Here is an 18,212-nt window from a genome sequence, read left to right on the forward strand (position 1 = left end):
TAAAAATAGGAACAGTCAATTGAACTGCTCCTATTTTTCTGCTAAATATATTGTAGTTTTCTTATATGTATAATGATAGATTAGCGGATTCTCATCTACGGTACTTACTTCAAATATGAAGAAGTGATCGCGGTTACCTGCATATTTGTTTTCTAACGCTTTTAGTGCGAGTAGGTTATCTCCATGTATGAGCATGTTTTCTGTATTAGGATCATTTTTGCAGTTTGATTTTTCTTTATCCTCAACTAGAATCCTAGGCTCTATTTTGATTTCTTTATCCTTACCAAGCCACGTAAGTTCCAGTTTTTGATTATTAGCCATTACTTTTCATCCTCCGCTATAAATTCCAAAATATCGTTGGGCGTGCAGTGTAAAGCTGTGCAGATACCTTCCACTTTTTCCAGTGATATATATTGCCCAGTGCGTAGTTTCGTAATAATGTTGGCGGAAATATTGCTCATTCTCATTAAGTCCTGATTGGAAATATCTTCTTCAATCATGCGATGTAATAGTTTTTTATAACTAACAGCCATAATTCCCTCCTTATTTTAATAGTTAAATATTATCACGATTCTGTGAGTATATCAACGATATAAAGAGCTAGCCACTCCGGAATATAGCAGATTAAAAAAGTCTCCTTTGCTATTCATTCAAGGCAAATGCCTAATGAATGCTTAGGAGATTTTTATTGTCAAAAATTTTTTCTAAAACCGTCAGATTACACCCTCTTTCATGGCTACCAAGTAGAAGACCAAAAAAACTTTTTAAGACAGGTTAAAAAGTCGGCTTTTTCTTTTGCCTGTGATGTAGAAGGGATAAGCCTTCTAGAAAAGGAGGATCAAATATGGATCTAGAGAAACTGCCAAAAGCACTAAAGAACAAGAATATCTTTTGTTCATGGAAGTACGAGCAGCAAGAAAACGGTAGGCTCACTAAGCCGCCTTATAACCCCATAACGGGAAAGAAAGCAGCTACAGACAACTTAAGCGATTTCACCTCGCTTGATGATGCCATGAAAGTAAAAGACCAATACGACGGAATTGGTATAAAGCTTGTTGATAACCTCTTAGGCATCGATTTAGACCACTGCATCGATAATGGCATCATTAAAGACTGGGCAAAAGAGATTATTGCCCATTTCAAGCACGCTTATATCGAATACAGCCCAAGTAAGCATGGCTTTCATATCTTGCTTCTGTTTAACGGCGCATACGATAAAAAGTCTTATTACATCAAGCATGGGGATATTGAGGTTTACAGCGCTCTAGCTACGAATCGCTATCTAACAGTTACGGGCGACGTGTATCAGGAAGGCGAGCTTTTAGAAGACGATGAAGCCATCATGTGGCTTTTAGACACGTACATGAAGCGAAACATAAACACTCATGAAAAAGAAAATAACGCGTGTACAAGGTCATATTTAAGCGATACATCTGTTATTGAAAAAGCTGGCAACGCCATAAATGGAGCTAAATTTACAGCACTTTGGCATGGTGACATTTCGGCTTACCCTTCTCATAGCGAAGCAGATGCCGCGCTTGTGTCTATTCTTGCCTTTTACTGTGGCGGTAACAAGGAGCAAATAGACCGACTTTTTCGTAAGTCTGCTTTATTCCGTCCTAAGTGGGATGAACACCGTGGCGCGGATACTTATGGCAACACAACCATTCAGAAAGCTGTTTCTAAATGTCATACCTTCTATGAGCCTTTCCATAATGCAAGTGCTGAGGAAGACTTTGATGATCTCTTATCTAAATTACAGGAACTAAAGCCTGATGAAAATATACGATATCGCAACGGTGATTTAGGTAATGGCAGATTGTTTGCTGATATTTTCCAAAACATTCTGCACTATGTACCGGAGCGCAAAATGTGGTTCATCTTCGATGGTGTACGTTGGACTTGCGATATTGGAACGCTTAAAACGATGGAACTATGCAAGGATTTAGCTCTTTCTCTTATACGTTATGCTGGTGTCATTAAAGACGAGAGAACCCGTTCCATGCTTGTTGAGTATTGGAACAAATGGAGCAGCCGTCGTAACCGTGAGATTTATATCAAGGAAGCTCAAAGCGTTTACCCCATTTCGATGGAAGCGTTCGATAAGAACATTTATCTATTTAACTGCCAAAACGGAACTTTAGACCTTCAGCACGGTGTATTTCGCAAGCACTTAGCAACAGATCTTATTACCAAAGTATCACCTGTGTTTTATGACCCGAAGGCAAGAAGTGAACGTTTTCGCCAGTTTGTCGATGAAATTATGAGCGGAGATTGTGAGAAAGCCTTGTATCTTCAAAAGTCATTAGGCTATGCGTTAAGCGGTGATACACGCTATGAGTGCATGTTCTTTCTTTTTGGAGAAAGCACAAGAAACGGTAAAGGCACACTCATGGAAAGCGTTCTGTCTGTGATGGGCGATTACGGAAAAGCGGTACGCGCGGAAACCATTGCTCTAAAGAAGAACCCTAATAGCTCACAGCCGACCGAGGATGTAGCACGCCTTGCCGGTGTTCGCTTTGCCAATATATCTGAGCCGAGCCGAGGACTATTCCTTAATTCAGCCCAAGTTAAATACATGACGGGAAGTGATACCTTAAACGCTCGATTCCTGCATGAGAACAGTTTTGACTTTAAACCACAGTTCAAACTGTACGTGAACACCAATTATCTGCCCGTCATCAGCGATATGACAGTGTTTAGTAGCGACCGCATGCAGATTATTCCCTTTAACAGGCATTTTGAAGCGTGGGAACAGGATAAAACCTTAAAGGCGGAGTTTTCTAAAAAAGAGGTGCAAAGTGCCATTTTAAACTGGCTTCTTGAAGGCTTTACCCACCTCCGAGATGAAGGCTTTAAGCCGCCTAATAGCGTTCTTGATGCCATTTTTAGTTATGCCCACGACAGTGACAAGATGGCACAGTTTGCTGAAGATGTACTCGTTAAAGACCAGAGCTCTGAGATTCGAACGGCAGTTGTATACGACCACTACAAGAAGTGGTGCATTGATAACGGCTGTTTTTCTGAGAACAGCAGAAACTTCAATCAGGAATTAAGAAAATTTGCCGAGGTTGTAAGAAAGCGTCCCAAGACAGGCGGAGAAAAAACCACGCTTCTTAAAGGCTACAGGCTTAAAAGTGAGTTTAGCGATTTTTTAAGTGGCAACTAGTGGCAGTTAATAACCTATATCCCCATATAACCCTATAAGGCAATAACGAAATTTAACTGCCACATCATGCCACGTTTAAGGAGGTGGTGCCTATGATTGCGTAATTCGTATCGCAAACCTGTGTTGAACATGAAGAAGAAATACTATCATGCACAAATCAAAATACTGAAATGATTTCAGCTTTTTGACAACATTGAAGAAAGAAAACCTGCCTAGGTACTGTGCTGTTAGAAATTTATTCGCATACTACTTTCTGAACCTAACCCCCTAGGGGGGGTCAAATCTCTAAAGAGTACCCCTTCGGGAACGGGCGCAGGGTCTTGCGTGCAAAAACAGCGAATTCAAAAGGGTAAATGGGCAAAATCAAGCAAATTACTGCAGTAATTGCAGAAAACAGTAATGAAAGGAACTAACAATTATGATTAACAGAGATATTGAAAAAGAAATGAAACTAGCAAGTCAGGACTACCACAACACGTTTTGGAACGTACTGCGCGACGCAAATGGTAATGCGAACAATATTGCAGGAAAACTGCGCCACATTCATACAGGTGCCTATGATTTGCCGACTTCTTCTCTAGCAAAACTCGAAGCAAAACTTGCAAACAAAAGTAATCTTAGAAAACTGTGTACAGTGGTAAAAGCACACTCGCAATCAAGCAAATTGTTCATCTATGAAGGTACACCGTTCACTAAATGGATGAAAGATTATGATGCGAATATCATTACGCATATGCCTATTAAAGATGGCTTTAAGCGTATTGATGTAACGGATTATACCCTAGTTAACCTTATTCGTTTGGGTACGGATTTTACAGCTGATCTTGACTTTGATATCGAAGAGTTCATCACAAGCGAACTGACAAAGCAATTTACATTGAGTGAGTCGGAAGCTTTTATAAATGGCGATGGGATAACTAAGCCGACAGGAATTTTATCAGATACATCAGGTGCTGAGGTTGCTGTGCAAGCAAAAGAGATTTCCGCAGATACCATCAAACATTTATTCTTCTCGCTAGATAGTAAGTATCGAGAAAATGCCACGTGGCTTATGAATGATGAAACTGCTCTTTATCTTCAAACCTTAAAGGACACTACCGGAGCATACATCCTACCTGATTTTGATGGCAACTTAATGGGCAGACCTGTGGTCATTGACAATGCCATGCCTTCTTCGCAAAAGGGAGCAAAAGTTATCGCCTTTGGTGATTTTTCCAACTATTGGATTATCGAACGCCATAACCCAACCATCAAGGTTCTAAACGAAATATTTTCTCTTATAGACCAGATAGGTTACCTCTCTTTTGAGTATTTGGATGGGAAACTGGTACATCCTGAAGCAATTAAAGTATTGCAACTTTCTTAAACAAGGAGGTCAAAATGCATGGATGAACAAATTAAGGATACACCGGTAAAAACCGAAGTGTTAAGAATCGGAAATACTGAATTTACGGTTAACTCTCTTGAAAGCAAGAGTGCTCAGAAAGGTGTCAAAGACCTAATCAAACACCTTATTTTAAGCAATTTAAACCATGTAATAGAAGCTAAATAACTTGATAAATTCTGAGTTATACGGGAATATATACTGACCGCTTGAAGGCTGTCGGAAAGGAGGAAAAACAGATGAATAAACTAAATAGACAGCCTTCTTATACTCTAGATAATGTAGGCAAGATAACGGCACTTTACTGCCGTTTATCCAAAGACGATGAATTACAAGGTGACAGCAATTCCATTATCAATCAAAAGAGCATGCTGAAAAAGTATGCCGAGGATAATCATTTCAACAATCTTATGTTCTTTGTAGACGATGGCTACTCGGGTACTAATTTCCAGCGACCTGATTGGCTTAAATTAACTGCTCTCATTGACGAAGGAAAGATTGGAACCATTATCGTCAAGGACATGTCACGCTTGGGTAGAGATTATCTGCAAGTTGGTATGTATACAGAGATGGTATTCCCTAACGCTGATATTCGCTTTATTGCAATAAATAACGGCGTAGATAGCAATAATCAGTCAGACAACGACATGACACCTTTCATCAACATCTTCAATGAGTTTTATGCTAAAGACACAAGCAGAAAAATAAAAGCTGTGTTTAAAGCAAAAGGACAAAGTGGGAAGCCGCTCTGCATCAATCCTCCTTACGGATATCTTAAGGATCCTGAAGATAAAAATCATTGGATTGTAGATGAAGAAGCTGCCAGTGTAGTGCGTGAAATCTTTAGACTCTGCGTTAATGGGTATGGGCCTAGCCAGATTGCCAATGAGCTAATCAAAAGGAATATTCCAACACCTTCTGAGCATTTTTTCTCTCTTGGTATTAAAATTCCTTCCGCGAAATCGGAGATTAAGGGAGTCTGGAATCAAAAAACTATCTCTAATATGCTTGAAAAGCAAGAATATCTTGGGCATACGGTCAATTTCAAAACAAGAAAGAAATCGTACAAGTGCAAGAAAACATTATTGAATCCCAAAGAAGACTGGCTAATTTTCAAAAACACACACGAAGCAATTATTGACCAGGAAACTTTTGATATTGTTCAACGTATAAGAGATGGTAGACGAGTGCGTACCAATCTTGGAGAGATGCCGGTGTTATCGGGAATGCTATTTTGTGCGGATTGTGGTAACAAGCTTTATCAGGTTCGAGGAAAAGGTTGGAGCCATGATAAAGAATACTTTGTCTGTGCTACATATCGTAAGCAAAAAGGCAAATGCTCATCACATCAAATTAGAAATATTCAGATCGAAGCAATACTGCTTCACGAGCTACGAATGATTACTTCATTTGCCAAACAGCACGAAGAAGAGTTCGTGGGACTTGTGATGAAGAAAAGCGAGAAAGAACTAACCCAAAAGTTAAAGTCCTCTAATAGGGAACTCGAGCAAGCAAAAGCAAGAATTAGCAAACTTGACACAATTGTTCAGCATCTCTATGAAGACAACTTAGACGGTAAAATTTCTGATGAACGATTTAAAAGCATGTCTGAGTCCTACGACAAGGAACAAGCTGAACTGAAAAGCAAGATTGAATCCCTTGAAGCCTTTATTTCTAAAGCGCAAGAGGAATGTCTCAACGTGGATTCTTTCTTGAAATTAGTACGACAATACACAGATATACAAGAACTTAATGCAGAGATCATTCGAACCTTTGTAGATAAGATTTATGTTGAAAAATCTGAAAAGGTAGCAGGTACAAGAACCAAGAAACAAACCATATGGATACAGTGGAATTACATAGGTGCAGTTGATATTCCACTCCATAAGTAAAATCGGCGTAGCCGGTAGTAATACCGATTACGCCGATAATTTTTTAGGAATTAAATCCCTAAGTGAATGCCCCTAAATGCCCTGGCTTTTGGCTAATCGTAAGCTAATTAACACCGCGCGGCTTACGCGTATGCGTGCGAATCAAGTATTCCTGGCTATCTACCAATGGCCTGCCTTCTGCATCGCGAGAATGCAACGTGTAAGTGCCGTCGCCATCCATCCACCAAGAAACCGTTGAATCCGCCATTTGCAAGTCAATGTATTGAATCAACGCTTCCACCTGGTCTGGAGCGCTTATGCGAACCAGCGTTTCAACGCGCCTATCAAGGTTGCGGTGCATTAGATCTGCCGAGCCAATCCACACTTCTGGTCCACTTGCAGGGCCGTCGCCAATTTGCGGACCGCAAGAATTAGCAAAAGCGTAGATTCGGCTGTGCTCAAGGAACCTGCCAAGAATAGAGCGAACGCGAATATTCTCGCTCAAGCCTTCAATGCCAGGCTTTAGCGAGCAAATTCCACGCTCCACAATGTCAATCTTTACACCAGCTTGAGCCGCGCGATACAAAGCGTCAATCGTCTTTTCGTCAACAACAGAATTGACTTTAATCTTAATCCACGCTTCTTTTCCAGCAAGAGCCGCCGCCTCTTCCCTGCGGATTCGCTCAATAATGCCAGTTCTAACTGTGCGAGGAGCTACAAGCAAGCGATGGAAGCTAGACTTTGGAGCATAGCCCGAAAGCTGATTAAACAAGCGAGTCAAATCTTGACCAACTACAGGATCGCAAGTAAGCAAGCCCAAATCCGTGTAAAGGCGAGCAGTCTTAGGATTGTAGTTGCCAGTACCAACGTGGCAATAGCGGCGCAATCCTTCGGCTTCTTGACGAACCACAAGCGAAAGCTTGCAATGCGTCTTCAATCCAACAATGCCGTAAACAACGTGAACGCCTGCGCGCTCAAGCTTACGCGCCCAAGCAATGTTAGCGTCTTCGTCGAATCGCGCTTTAATCTCAACAAGCGCAAGTACCTGCTTGCCCGCATGCGCCGCGTCTACAAGAGCATCGATAATCGGCGAATTACTCGACGTGCGGTACAGCGTTTGCTTAATTGCAAGCACTTTTGGATCTGCCGCCGCCTGTGCCAAGAACGCCTGAACAGAAGTAGAGAACGAATCGTAAGGATGATGCAACAAAATATCGTGCTCGCGAATCGAAGCGAAAATATCTTGCGCATGGCTAGTTTCCACTTCTGCAATCTGACGATTTGTAGTAGGAATAAACGGACGATACTTCAAATCTGGGCGATCCAACGCTTGCAATTCAAAAAGAACCGTCATATCTAGCGGCGAAGGCAAACGATAGACTTCCTCTGGGCTTACTCGCAATTGATTGGCAAGAAGCTGCGATAAGAATGGGCTAGCTTCGTCGGAAATCTCAAGACGAATAGGCGGTCCGAACCTGCGGCGCAAAAGCTCCTTTTCCATAGCGTTGAGCAAGTTTTCTGCATCGTCTTCCTCAACGTCAATATCTTCGTTACGCGTAACGCGGAATGAGCGAGCTTCCTTAATAATCATGCCTGGGAAAAGCGATTCCAAATGTGCTGCAATCAACTTTTCCATAGTAATGAATCCGTAGCGCTCTTCGCGACCCTCTTCGTCTGTTAAATCATCAACTGGAACAAGACGATTCAAATTATCTGGAATCTTTACGCGAGCAAAATGCGACTTTCCAGAATTTGGATTTTCAACAATAACAGCCAAGTTGATTGACTTGCCAGAAATATATGGGAACGGATGTGCAGGATCTACCGCAAGTGGCGTTAATACTGGGAAAACCTGCTTGCGATAATAGTCTGAAAGCCTATCTTTTTCGGATTGAGTGAGCTTATCCCAACTGAGCATAACAATGCGCTGCTTAGCAAGCTCTGGCAAAATGTGGTCAATAACATAATGAGCATGCTCATCTTGACGACGATGCGTAACCTCGCTAATTGCGCGCAATTGTTGACGTGGACTAAGCCCACTTGCAGCGGTTACTGCGATTCCTGAGTCGATTCGGCGCTTTAAGCCTGCAACTCGAACCATAAAGAACTCGTCTAGGTTGGAGGCAAAGATGGCTGCAAAGTTAGCGCGTTCAAGAAGTGGTAAATCGGTATTTTGCGCTAACTCAAGCACGCGACGATTGAACTTTAACCAGCTAAGCTCGCGGTCAAAGAAGCGATCTTTTGGCAACGGTAGCTCGCCCTCACGAGCTTCACGCTTTTCTGCCTTTTCGTCTTCGGCGATGTGCTCTGCAATCTGGCCGCGCAGAATCGCCTTTGAGGGAGCGTCAAAAATTTGTACCATACTCCGTAATTGTATGCGCTGTAAGGGATGTGCGCGACTGAGTGTCGGCGGCGGCTAGTGCTCGACACGCCGACATCTTCAATATGTGAACGCATTTGAACATGACAACCATTGCATGTTCACAAAATGATGCAAAACCATCTATTTTTTATGTGCGAATGAACACTAATTACAATATGTTAACAAAAGCAATTTTGCACTTTACTCTTGAGTAAAAAGTTGTGATAATAATAATCACAAGAACAAATTAAAAGAGCGGTAACCCACAAAAATGTATGGATGTTAGATTCCAATTACGTTGGACGGATACTTAAGACTTTTACCGTTGCAACGAGGATGTTGTGCAGATGAATCCGCAAGATTGTTTTTGTAGTAAGAGGCTCGCCAAGGTGGTGAGCCTCTTTTGATGCTCGGAAGTTTTACATGCGTGCGAGCACTGGTTGCCTACGCCCCGCCCACAACGCACACACTGTCTGGCTCTTAGGGGAAACTATCAAAGAATAATTGTTGGAAGAATATTGTTAAAATTCATTTTCTTAGCTTCTTTGAAAATGATTTATTGAATAAGAGCAAAACAGCAAAACAATTAAGAAGGATCGAAGGACCATGCAACATTCATTTACAGTAATGTTGGCAGCCGAGTTTATTGGAACTGCCATTCTTATGATTTTTGGCAATGGAGCTGTTGCCAATGTTGAACTTAAAAACACTAAAGGTCATCACGCAGGCTGGTTAAACATTGCTATGGGCTATGGTTTTGGCGTTATGTTCCCAGTGCTCATGTTTGGCGGAATTTCTGGCGCACACATAAATCCTGCTATGACAATTGCGCAAGCTGTAAATGGCATGTTCCCTTGGCAAAATGTTGCACCTTATATTGTGGCTCAGCTTTTGGGCGCGTTGGTTGGTCAGCTTATTGTGTACGTAACTTATTTGCCACATTACAACGAGACTGAAGAGCCAGAAGCAATTCTTGGCACTTTCTGCACTACGGATGCTTACAATAACAAGCTTAACTACTTCCTAAACGAATTCTTTGGCACGCTCGTGCTTGTTTTGGCAGCTCTTTGCTGTCTTACTTCTCCTTGGGGAGAGAAGAATTTGGCAGGCGCTTCAATCGTAGTTGGCTTTGTTGTTTGGGGATTGGTGACTTCTATGGGTGGCCCGACTGGTCCTGCTTTGAATCCTGCTCGAGACATTATGCCGCGCTTACTTCACGCCATTTTGCCGATTCCACACAAGGGTTCTTCTCGCTGGGGTGAGGCGTGGATTCCAGTGGTTGCTCCTACTGCTGGCGCAATCTTGGGCGTACTTATGTTTAAGTCGCTATTTGCGTAAAACGGTTGCTTTTAACTGTTATTGATTGCGGTTGATTGTGATTAATTGCGATTAATTGCGGTTGTAAGAAGCGTGTAATGCTAGTATGAATGCGTTACGCGCTTTTTATTTTACAAGTTTATGTTTTGCAAGCTTGTGCTTATTAAGAAAGATTTTAAGAAAGACATTAAGAAAGACGGAATAATGTTTTCAAAGTCAACTATTGCAATTGGACGTTTTGCGCCAACTCCTTCTGGGCGTATGCATATTGGCAATATGGTAGCAATGTTGGCTGCGTGGCTCTCTGCAAAATCGCAAGGTGGAAGCATGATTTTGCGTCTGGAAGATCTTGATATTGCGCGAATGCCGAAGGATGCTAGCGCGCGAGTGATTGACGACTTGCGTTGGGCTGGTCTTGATTGGATTGGAGAGCCGACTTATCAGCATAATCGCAATGCAATCTACCAAGAAGCTCTTGAGGCGCTAGAATCTTTGCAAGACGACGACGGAAATTCCCTGATTTACCCTTGTTTTTGCTCGCGTTCCGATATTCGCGCGATTGCAGCTCCGCAAGAAGGCGACGGCTTTATACGCTACCCAGGTACGTGCAGAAATATGCGCAAAACTGCAGAAGGCCTGGCACAAATCGAAAAGCGTTTGCAAAATAATCAGCAACATTCTTTACGACTTGCTGTTCCCTCGGCTGATTCGCCGCAAGCGAATGTGAGTTTTATAGACGCGATTTTTGGCGCGCAATCATTTAACATTAATCGCGATTTGGGCGACATGGTGATTCGCCGCGCTGATGGCGTATTTTCTTATCAACTTGCGGTTGTTGTTGACGATGTGCTTTCGGGAGTAAATGATATTGTGCGCGGACGCGATTTGCTGCGTTCGGCGGCGCTTCAAATTTGGATTGGTGAGCTGCTAGAAAAATCGGGATTTTTTGCGGCTCATGGCGTGCATTATATGCATCCGCAATTTGCGCATTTGCCACTAATTGATAACGCTCAAGGCGAGCGACTCGCAAAAAGTAAGCATTCGCTTGATGTTGGTGCGCTTCGAGAATCTGGCTGGAGCGCCGAGCGCATGATTGGCTATTGCATGTATCTTTTGGGATACAGGAATCCTGGTCAAACTCGCCCAGTAGACATGAGCGCTGCAGATGCGCTTGCGTTGTTTGAAAGCCTTGACACGCCGTGGGATTCTGTTCGCGCAAACTTAGCAGACAAATCCGTGCCATTCCTCGACTAAACTATGTATTTAGAATGATAGATTGGGGCAATAAATGGCATACATGACGCAAAAAGATTTGGCGAATACTGAGATCGATTGTGTTCGCGCGCGTCAAATTGCCGACGGTGTGCACAGCGTGCAAGACGCCATTGCTCAAGCCGAATCGCATTATGGGCGCAAACCTGAGTCGGTTACGCTGCTTGCTGCAACTAAAACGCGAGATGTTGGGGAGATTATGGCGGCGCTTAAAGCTGGAGTGCGCGTAATTGGGGAAAATCGTCCGCAAGAAATCGTTGCAAAAGCCGAGATTTTACGCAAGGAAGCTGCTAGAGAAGGCTTAAGCGTTGGCGTAAATGGCGGTATAAATAGCGAAATTCCGCTCTATTTAATTGGCCAGTTGCAAAGCAATAAAATAAACAAAGTTTTACCACTTGCAAATGGAATTCAGTCGATTGACGGCATTGAGCTTGCGCAAAAAATATCTACGCGCGCGCAAAATTTGGGACTTTGCACAGACGTTATGTTGGAAGTGAACGTTTCGGGAGAAGTTACAAAATCTGGATGCGCGCCAGAACGCGCAATTGACGAAGCGCTCGCTATATCTAGTTTGCCATCACTTAATTTGCGCGGATTCATGACGCTCGGAGCGCGCGTGAATGATGAAAAAGTAGTAAGAAGCGGTTTCGCTGCATTGCGAGAAATTAGAGATTGTGTAAGTGAGCAACTTGCGCAGGATTATGATGGAAACTCTAAAAAATTAGAGCTTTCAATGGGAATGTCTGGCGATTTTGCGTGGGCGATTGCCGAAGGTTCGACGATGGTTCGAATCGGTTCGGCAATCTTTGGCCCGCGCGCATTTGTGTAGTTTAAGTCAAAATTTTAAGTCAAATTGATGATTTTAATTACGCATGCATAATCACATTGCGCAGCGAACCAATGCCATCTACATGCACAATCGCTTCGTCGCCAGCGTGCAAAGTTCCTGCTGGATACGGAGTTCCAGTCAAAATAACATCTCCTGGAAGAAGTGTTGAGAAGCTTGAAATTGCAGCGATTTGCTCTGGAATACTGTGAATCAATCGCGCTGTAGTGCCGCTCGCCTCTGGCACATCTTTTCCATTAAGCGTAAATGAGATATGAGCGTCTCGCCAATTTAGCTCAGTTGTAATCCATGGGCCCAGTGGGCAAGAAGTGTCGAAGCCCTTTGCGCGCGTAAACATTGGGTCACTACCTGCGCAATCGCGCAAAGTCACGTCATTTACGCAAGTAAAGCCAAAAACATAGTCCATTGCCTTATCGACCGACACATTTTTGGCGATTTTGCCCATAACAACAGCCACTTCTGGCTCAAAATTCATGTCGTTTGAGAAAGCAGGAATAACAATTGGATCGTCAGGCCCTATTACAGATGTGCTCGGCTTTGTAAAAATCACCATGTCTGCTGCAGTATGCGACGCGGCCGCAGCAGAAGATGCGCGCTCTTCGGCAGAACGAGTATCGTAGTTTTTGGCCAATCCGTAGACTTTTGAAGGAATCACTGGCGCAAGCAGGCGCACACCATCGGCGTCTAACTCGTAGCGCTTGCCTGTTGGCTTAACTCCTTGAGGGCTTAGTGGATGGCCTTCTAGCGCTACTAAATAATCCTTGCCGTCTGCTTCGTCTTTTTGAACAAACGCGTATTGAGGAACTTCATTATAGGAAAAACGTGCAATTCTCATATTTTTAAGATTACGACATATTTAATACTTATTTATTTTTATTTATTTTTGATACTTATTTATTTTTGATATTTGACTTTGCGACTTTGCTGCGGAAAAGTCGCAAGCAAGCGAAGATTTAAGGAAACGCCACAAACATCTTGAAAACAAAACTTGAGTGTAGTAGACTCAAGTTTTAGAAATTGACAGAATGTGGTTTGAGTGTAATTGCAAAAATCGCACGCAAATCACCTAAAATCCGCTAGATAGCGGTGCAAATGGGGGTAAATATGGAACAAAAGTTTACAACCTTAGCGCAAGATGCATTAAGTGATGCTGTGCAAAGCGCGGCGGCAGCTGGCAATGCGCAAGTTGATACGTTACATTTGGCCGATGCCTTGCTTCGCCAAGAGCAGGGCGTCGTGCGCGCGCTTATTGCTCAGGCTGGTGCAGATGCGCAACAAATCGGAGCTGAAATTCGCAACGCATTAGTGGCATTGCCTTCATCTACTGGCTCAACTACAACTAAGCCAGATGCAAGTCGTCAGCTTTTAGCTGCGCTAAGTCAAGCCGAAAAAGAGATGCGCGAAATGGGAGACGAATACGTTTCTACGGAACACATGCTTATTGGCATGGTTGCAAGCGCGCCGAATGCTGTTGCAGATATTTTCAAAAAGCACAATGTTTCCGCAGATGCGTTGCGCAAGGCTGTGCCAACTGTGCGCGGAGGAGCGAAAGTTACAAGCCCAGACGCGGAAGGCAACTACAAAGCGCTCGAAAAGTATTCGGTTGATATGACTGCGCGCGCTCGTGAGGGAAAGCTCGACCCAGTAATTGGGCGCGATCAGGAAATTCGCCGCGTGATTCAGATTCTTTCTCGCCGCACGAAGAATAATCCTGTGCTAATTGGCGAGCCAGGCGTTGGTAAAACGGCAGTTGTAGAAGGACTGGCTCAGAGAATCGTTGCAGGAGATGTGCCTACGACTTTGCAAAACAAGCGTCTTATCAGTCTCGATTTGGCTTCGATGGTTGCAGGTTCTAAGTATCGCGGAGAGTTTGAGGAACGCTTAAAAGCAGTGTTGAAGGAAATTCAACAATCAGACGGTCAAATTATTACGTTTATTGACGAAATTCACACTGTTGTTGGCGCGGGATCTGCAGAAGGTTCAATGGATGCTGGCAATATGCTTAAGCCAATGCTTGCGCGCGGTGAGCTGCGCTTGGTTGGTGCAACTACGCTTAACGAGTATCGTGAGCATATTGAAAAGGATTCGGCACTTGAGCGCAGATTCCAGCAAGTGTTTGTTGGCGAGCCGTCTGTTGAAGATACGGTGACGATTTTGCGCGGACTTAAGCAACGTTACGAAGCACATCACAAGGTGACTATTAGTGACGATGCAATCGTAGCTGCAGCAACGCTTTCAAACCGCTATATTACTGGCAGACAGCTTCCAGATAAGGCGATTGATTTGGTGGATGAAGCGGCAGCTCACTTGCGTATGGAGCTTGATTCTCAGCCAGAAGAAATCGACGAATTACAGCGCAAAGTTACGCGTCTTGAAATGGAAGAAATGCAGTTAAAGAAAGCGGAAGATGCTGCTGCGCGCGAACGCTTAGAAAAGTTGCAGGAAGAATTAGCAAACTCGCGCGAAAAGCTTTCTGGTTTGAAAGCGCGTTGGGATGCGGAAAAAGCTGGTCACAACAAGGTTGGTGATTTGCGAGCGCAACTCGACGCTAAGCGCGTAGAAGCCGACAAATTCACGCGCGAAGGCAATTTGGAGCAAGCAAGCCGTATTTTGTATGGCGAAATTCCAAGCATTCAAAAAGCTTTGGAAGAAGCGGAATCACAGGCTGCTAATGCTAAGAGTGAAGCGAAAGAGCCAATGGTTCCAGACCAGGTTGATGCTGATTCTATTGCTGGAGTTGTTAGCGAATGGACGGGTATTCCTGTTGGTCGTTTAATGCAAGGCGAAAATGAGAAGCTGCTAAACATGGAAAAGGAGCTTTCTAAGCGCGTTGTTGGCCAAAGCGAAGCAATCCAGGCTATAGCGGATGCTGTGCGCAGAAGCCGTGCTGGAATTGCAGACCCAAATCGCCCAACTGGTTCGTTCCTATTCTTGGGTCCTACTGGCGTTGGTAAGACGGAGCTTGCAAAGGCTCTTGCTGACTTTTTGTTTGACGACGAGCGTGCAATGGTTCGCATCGATATGAGCGAGTACATGGAAAAGGCTTCCGTTTCTCGTCTAATCGGTGCTGCTCCTGGCTACATTGGCTACGAGGAAGGCGGTCAGCTTACTGAAGCTGTGCGTAGGCGCCCGTATTCTGTAGTGCTTTTTGACGAAGTTGAGAAGGCACATCCAGAAGTATTCGACATTTTGTTGCAGGTTTTGGATGATGGTCGTTTGACTGACGGTCAGGGTAGAACGGTTGATTTTACGAATACGATTTTGATTATGACATCAAACTTGGGCTCGCAATTCCTTGTGCAAGAAGGCTTGGACGATACTGCTAAACGCAAGGCTGTTATGAACGCTGTTCACGCTGAGTTTAAGCCAGAGTTCATCAACCGTTTGGATGAGCTTGTTATGTTCCATCCGTTGAGCCGCGAAGAGCTTGGTGGAATTGTGGATATTCAAGTTCGTCAAGTGGCTGCACGCTTGAGCGACCGCCGCATTAGCTTGGATGTGAGTGACTCTGCTCGCGCTTGGCTTGCAGAGCATGGCTACGATCCAGTTTACGGTGCTCGTCCGTTGCGCAGATTGGTTCAAACGGAAATTGGCGATCAACTTGCGCGATTGCTGCTTTCTGGAAAGGTGCATGATGGCGCTCGCGTAGTTGCGGATTGTGAGAATACTAGCGACCATGTGACACTAAAGATTGCGTAGTGCCTGCATTCTTCAATGTAGCCAAATAATGTAGTCAAATAAAACAAAGCGCGCTGTTTGTTGGATTATTTTCCAGTAGGCAGCGCGCTATTTTGTTGCATAACGCTTATTTTTCTATGCAATAATACGCGTGTCTAATTATGTTTCAAAAGTCGAACCAGTAGTGTTTAATAGAACGTATGTTCGATAATATTGTGATGTTTGTTTTAATGGTGGTTGCTGTTGTAATAACCGCCATTGTTGTGCTGGCTATTGTTAAGCACAACTCTGGAACGCAAGGCGCTAATGGCGTAAACCAGCGCGAATTTAACGAATTGCACTCTCAGTATGAACAAGCGCGCGCTCAAGCGCAAGAAAATGGCAATCAGGCTATACGATATCGCACGCAAGCAGAGCAATTGCGAGTGAATCGCGAAGAGCAATTGCGCACAGAGCGAGAAGAACGCGAACGGTTAAATCGTGAGAAAACTTTGAAAGAGCAAGGCAAAGTCTTGGAAGCGCTTGCTCCAGTAAAAGACAATCTCGAAGCTTTGAAGAATAAAGTTTCGCAGATTGAAGAAGGGCGTAAGCAAGAAATGGGTGCGCTGAACACTCAGCTTAAAGGCTTAAGCGAGCAGCAAGCAAGGCTTGACCGCGAAACAAGTTCGCTTTCTGCAGCATTGCGAAACAATAAGGTTCGCGGAGCTTGGGGCGAGGCTCAACTAAAGAATATTGTGGAATCTGCAGGTTTGCTTGAGCATGTTGATTTTGATACGCAGGTTGTTGTAACGGGAGTAAATGGCGAACAGCAGAGGCCAGATATGGTTGTGCATCTGCCAGGAGGCAAAACAATTCCAGTTGATGCAAAAGTTCCATATGCGGATTATCAGCGCGCTTGCGAAATCCCAGATAACGCAAGCGACGAAGAATTAGCTAGAAGAAGTGAGCTTCTAAAAGCGCACGCTAAGGCTTTGCGAGAGCACGTTAGAGCATTAGGAGCTAAAGCATATTGGCAGGCTTTTGAAACAGCACCAGACTTTGTAGTTGCATTTATTCCAAACGAAGCATTGCTTCAGGCGGCCCTTGAGGCGGATCCAACACTTATGGATGATGCTTTTGCGCAAAAAGTAGCCCTCACTTCCCCAGTTACCTTGTGGGCTGTGCTTAAGTCTGTTGCATACGCATGGCAGCAGCAAAGTCTTACAGATGACGCAAAAGAACTTTTCGATTTATCTCGAGAATTGTACGATCGCTTTGCGGTTCTTGGAGAAAATGCTTCAAAGCTTGGCGTATCTTTGGCAAGAACAGTCGCAGCTTACAATAAATTTGCTTCTTCACTTGAGTCTAGAGTGTTGGTAACAGCGCGTAAACTTCAGAAGTTAGATCAAAGTAAAGTTATTGCTTCAATAGATCTTATAGATTCTGATAAAGCTGATGTTAAAGAGCTGAGCGCTCCGGAAGTATCAGTAGAAGATCGTTAAGCACAAAACATCAAAGCATAAAAAATTGAAGAACTCTAAATGCCAAGGAGTGCAAAAATGACAGAATTACAAGAGGAACGCGCTGAGCTTAAACGCATGCTTTGTGCAGATATGAGTGCGAAACCATTTAGCGAACTGTTTTCTGTTACATTTGCTCAGCGCGGCTCCAAGTTGGTTGGAGATGTTCTTTTTGATGCGATTGAGAAAGCTGGGTATTCGTTAGAACGCGATGTTGACGCAGTTGGAGCGTTAACTGCTGCTGCAGTGCCTATGGTTTTTGCACTTATTCATGCTGCAGAACGTAAAGGAATTGCGCTCGACGGCTTTGTTATGGATTTTGTTTTTCCTGCAACAAAAGGTCCATCTGTTAAAGGCAAGCGAGTGCTGTTACTTGACTCTTGGCTTTCTGAAAAATCGTATGTTCAAACTTCTTCGCTTGTGACTTTACGACACGGCAATGAATTAAGTCTTGATTTTGGCATTGTTAATAAGCAAGGCGCGCAAATTCTTGCTATAGTTGCATTAATTGGTGGTGTTGACGCCGACGAACAAGGCACAAGGCATCTTCAATTAGTAAATCCAATAAGTGAGGAGAGTACTAAAATGGCATTTGTTCAAGCTTTCGGTGAAGAAGAATTACATGCAGATGCAGATCACGACGATTGCTGCAACGACAACTGCTGTGGCGGTCATTGCGAGGTTAAATGCACAGGAGATTGCAAGCATGATGGTTGCACTGAGCCATGTTGTGAAGACAATTGCTGTGGTGGCCATTGCAAGGCAGGTTGCACAGGCGATTGCGCAACTGACGGCTGCCAAGACTAGTTGCAA

Annotated in this window: 14 protein-coding genes; 10 read left to right on the forward strand and 4 right to left on the reverse strand. The window is 43.8% G+C overall.

Translation table 11 applies throughout. The annotated features are described in order from the left end of the window. Nucleotides 1-30: 30 nt before the first annotated feature. The gene (locus tag HXT36_RS04760) at nt 31-321 is read right to left on the reverse strand and encodes a DUF5960 family protein (protein WP_004121959.1); all 291 of its coding nucleotides are present in this window, start codon (nt 319-321) and stop codon (nt 31-33) included. Further along, nucleotides 321-533 (reverse strand): helix-turn-helix domain-containing protein, encoded by a 213-nt coding sequence (locus tag HXT36_RS04765; RefSeq protein ID WP_004121956.1) that lies wholly within the window; start codon nt 531-533, stop codon nt 321-323. The genes HXT36_RS04760 and HXT36_RS04765 overlap by 1 nt, the downstream gene beginning before the upstream one ends. Nucleotides 534-844: 311 nt before the next feature. On the opposite strand from HXT36_RS04765, the gene HXT36_RS04770 reads away from it, so the two are divergent. The 4 genes from HXT36_RS04770 (at nt 845) to HXT36_RS04785 (ending at nt 6,445) form a co-directional block, all read left to right on the forward strand. After that, nucleotides 845-3,169, forward strand: a complete 2,325-nt coding sequence (locus tag HXT36_RS04770; protein ID WP_004121944.1) for a phage/plasmid primase, P4 family — start codon at nt 845-847, stop codon at nt 3,167-3,169. 418 nt (nt 3,170-3,587) lie between these two features. Further along, a complete protein-coding gene (locus HXT36_RS04775) occupies nt 3,588-4,535 on the forward strand; it encodes a phage major capsid protein (RefSeq protein WP_004121942.1) in 948 nt (315 codons plus the stop codon). Between the two features lie 18 nt (nt 4,536-4,553). Next, nucleotides 4,554-4,721, forward strand: a complete 168-nt coding sequence (locus HXT36_RS04780) for a hypothetical protein (protein WP_004121940.1) — start codon at nt 4,554-4,556, stop codon at nt 4,719-4,721. Between the two features lie 71 nt (nt 4,722-4,792). Then, nucleotides 4,793-6,445 (forward strand): recombinase family protein, encoded by a 1,653-nt coding sequence (locus HXT36_RS04785; RefSeq protein ID WP_050567752.1) that lies wholly within the window; start codon nt 4,793-4,795, stop codon nt 6,443-6,445. A 103-nt stretch (nt 6,446-6,548) separates the two neighbouring features. Here HXT36_RS04785 and HXT36_RS04790 read toward each other — a convergent pair whose 3' ends face one another. Continuing rightward, the gene (locus tag HXT36_RS04790; protein WP_004131519.1) at nt 6,549-8,786 is read right to left on the reverse strand and encodes an RNA degradosome polyphosphate kinase; all 2,238 of its coding nucleotides are present in this window, start codon (nt 8,784-8,786) and stop codon (nt 6,549-6,551) included. A 606-nt stretch (nt 8,787-9,392) separates the two neighbouring features. Here HXT36_RS04790 and HXT36_RS04795 point away from each other — a divergent pair. From HXT36_RS04795 to HXT36_RS04805, 3 genes are all read left to right on the forward strand, one after another. Continuing rightward, a complete protein-coding gene (locus tag HXT36_RS04795) occupies nt 9,393-10,124 on the forward strand; it encodes an MIP/aquaporin family protein (protein WP_032815209.1) in 732 nt (243 codons plus the stop codon). A 183-nt stretch (nt 10,125-10,307) separates the two neighbouring features. After that, complete coding sequence (locus HXT36_RS04800; RefSeq protein ID WP_421779242.1) at nt 10,308-11,357, forward strand: glutamyl-Q tRNA(Asp) synthetase; 1,050 nt, start codon at nt 10,308-10,310, stop codon at nt 11,355-11,357. 34 nt (nt 11,358-11,391) lie between these two features. Next, entirely contained in the window at nt 11,392-12,204 is an 813-nt protein-coding gene (locus HXT36_RS04805; RefSeq protein ID WP_421778668.1) for a YggS family pyridoxal phosphate-dependent enzyme, read from the forward strand. A 37-nt stretch (nt 12,205-12,241) separates the two neighbouring features. Here the strand turns inward: HXT36_RS04805 and HXT36_RS04810 are convergent, their stop codons facing one another. Continuing rightward, nucleotides 12,242-13,057, reverse strand: a complete 816-nt coding sequence (locus HXT36_RS04810; RefSeq protein WP_020759573.1) for a fumarylacetoacetate hydrolase family protein — start codon at nt 13,055-13,057, stop codon at nt 12,242-12,244. Nucleotides 13,058-13,326: 269 nt separating this feature from the next. Between HXT36_RS04810 and clpB the strand changes: the two genes are divergently transcribed. From clpB to HXT36_RS04825, 3 genes are all read left to right on the forward strand, one after another. Further along, nucleotides 13,327-15,921 (forward strand): ATP-dependent chaperone ClpB, encoded by a 2,595-nt coding sequence (gene clpB / locus HXT36_RS04815; RefSeq protein ID WP_421778669.1) that lies wholly within the window; start codon nt 13,327-13,329, stop codon nt 15,919-15,921. Nucleotides 15,922-16,100: 179 nt separating this feature from the next. Then, a complete protein-coding gene (locus HXT36_RS04820; protein ID WP_421778670.1) occupies nt 16,101-17,381 on the forward strand; it encodes a DNA recombination protein RmuC in 1,281 nt (426 codons plus the stop codon). Between the two features lie 57 nt (nt 17,382-17,438). Continuing rightward, complete coding sequence (locus tag HXT36_RS04825; protein WP_032819010.1) at nt 17,439-18,206, forward strand: hypothetical protein; 768 nt, start codon at nt 17,439-17,441, stop codon at nt 18,204-18,206. Nucleotides 18,207-18,212: the final 6 nt, after the last annotated feature.

This window comes from Gardnerella sp. DNF01144 (genome assembly GCF_049244245.1).
GTDB classification, from domain to species: Bacteria; Actinomycetota; Actinomycetes; order Actinomycetales; family Bifidobacteriaceae; genus Bifidobacterium; species Bifidobacterium piotii.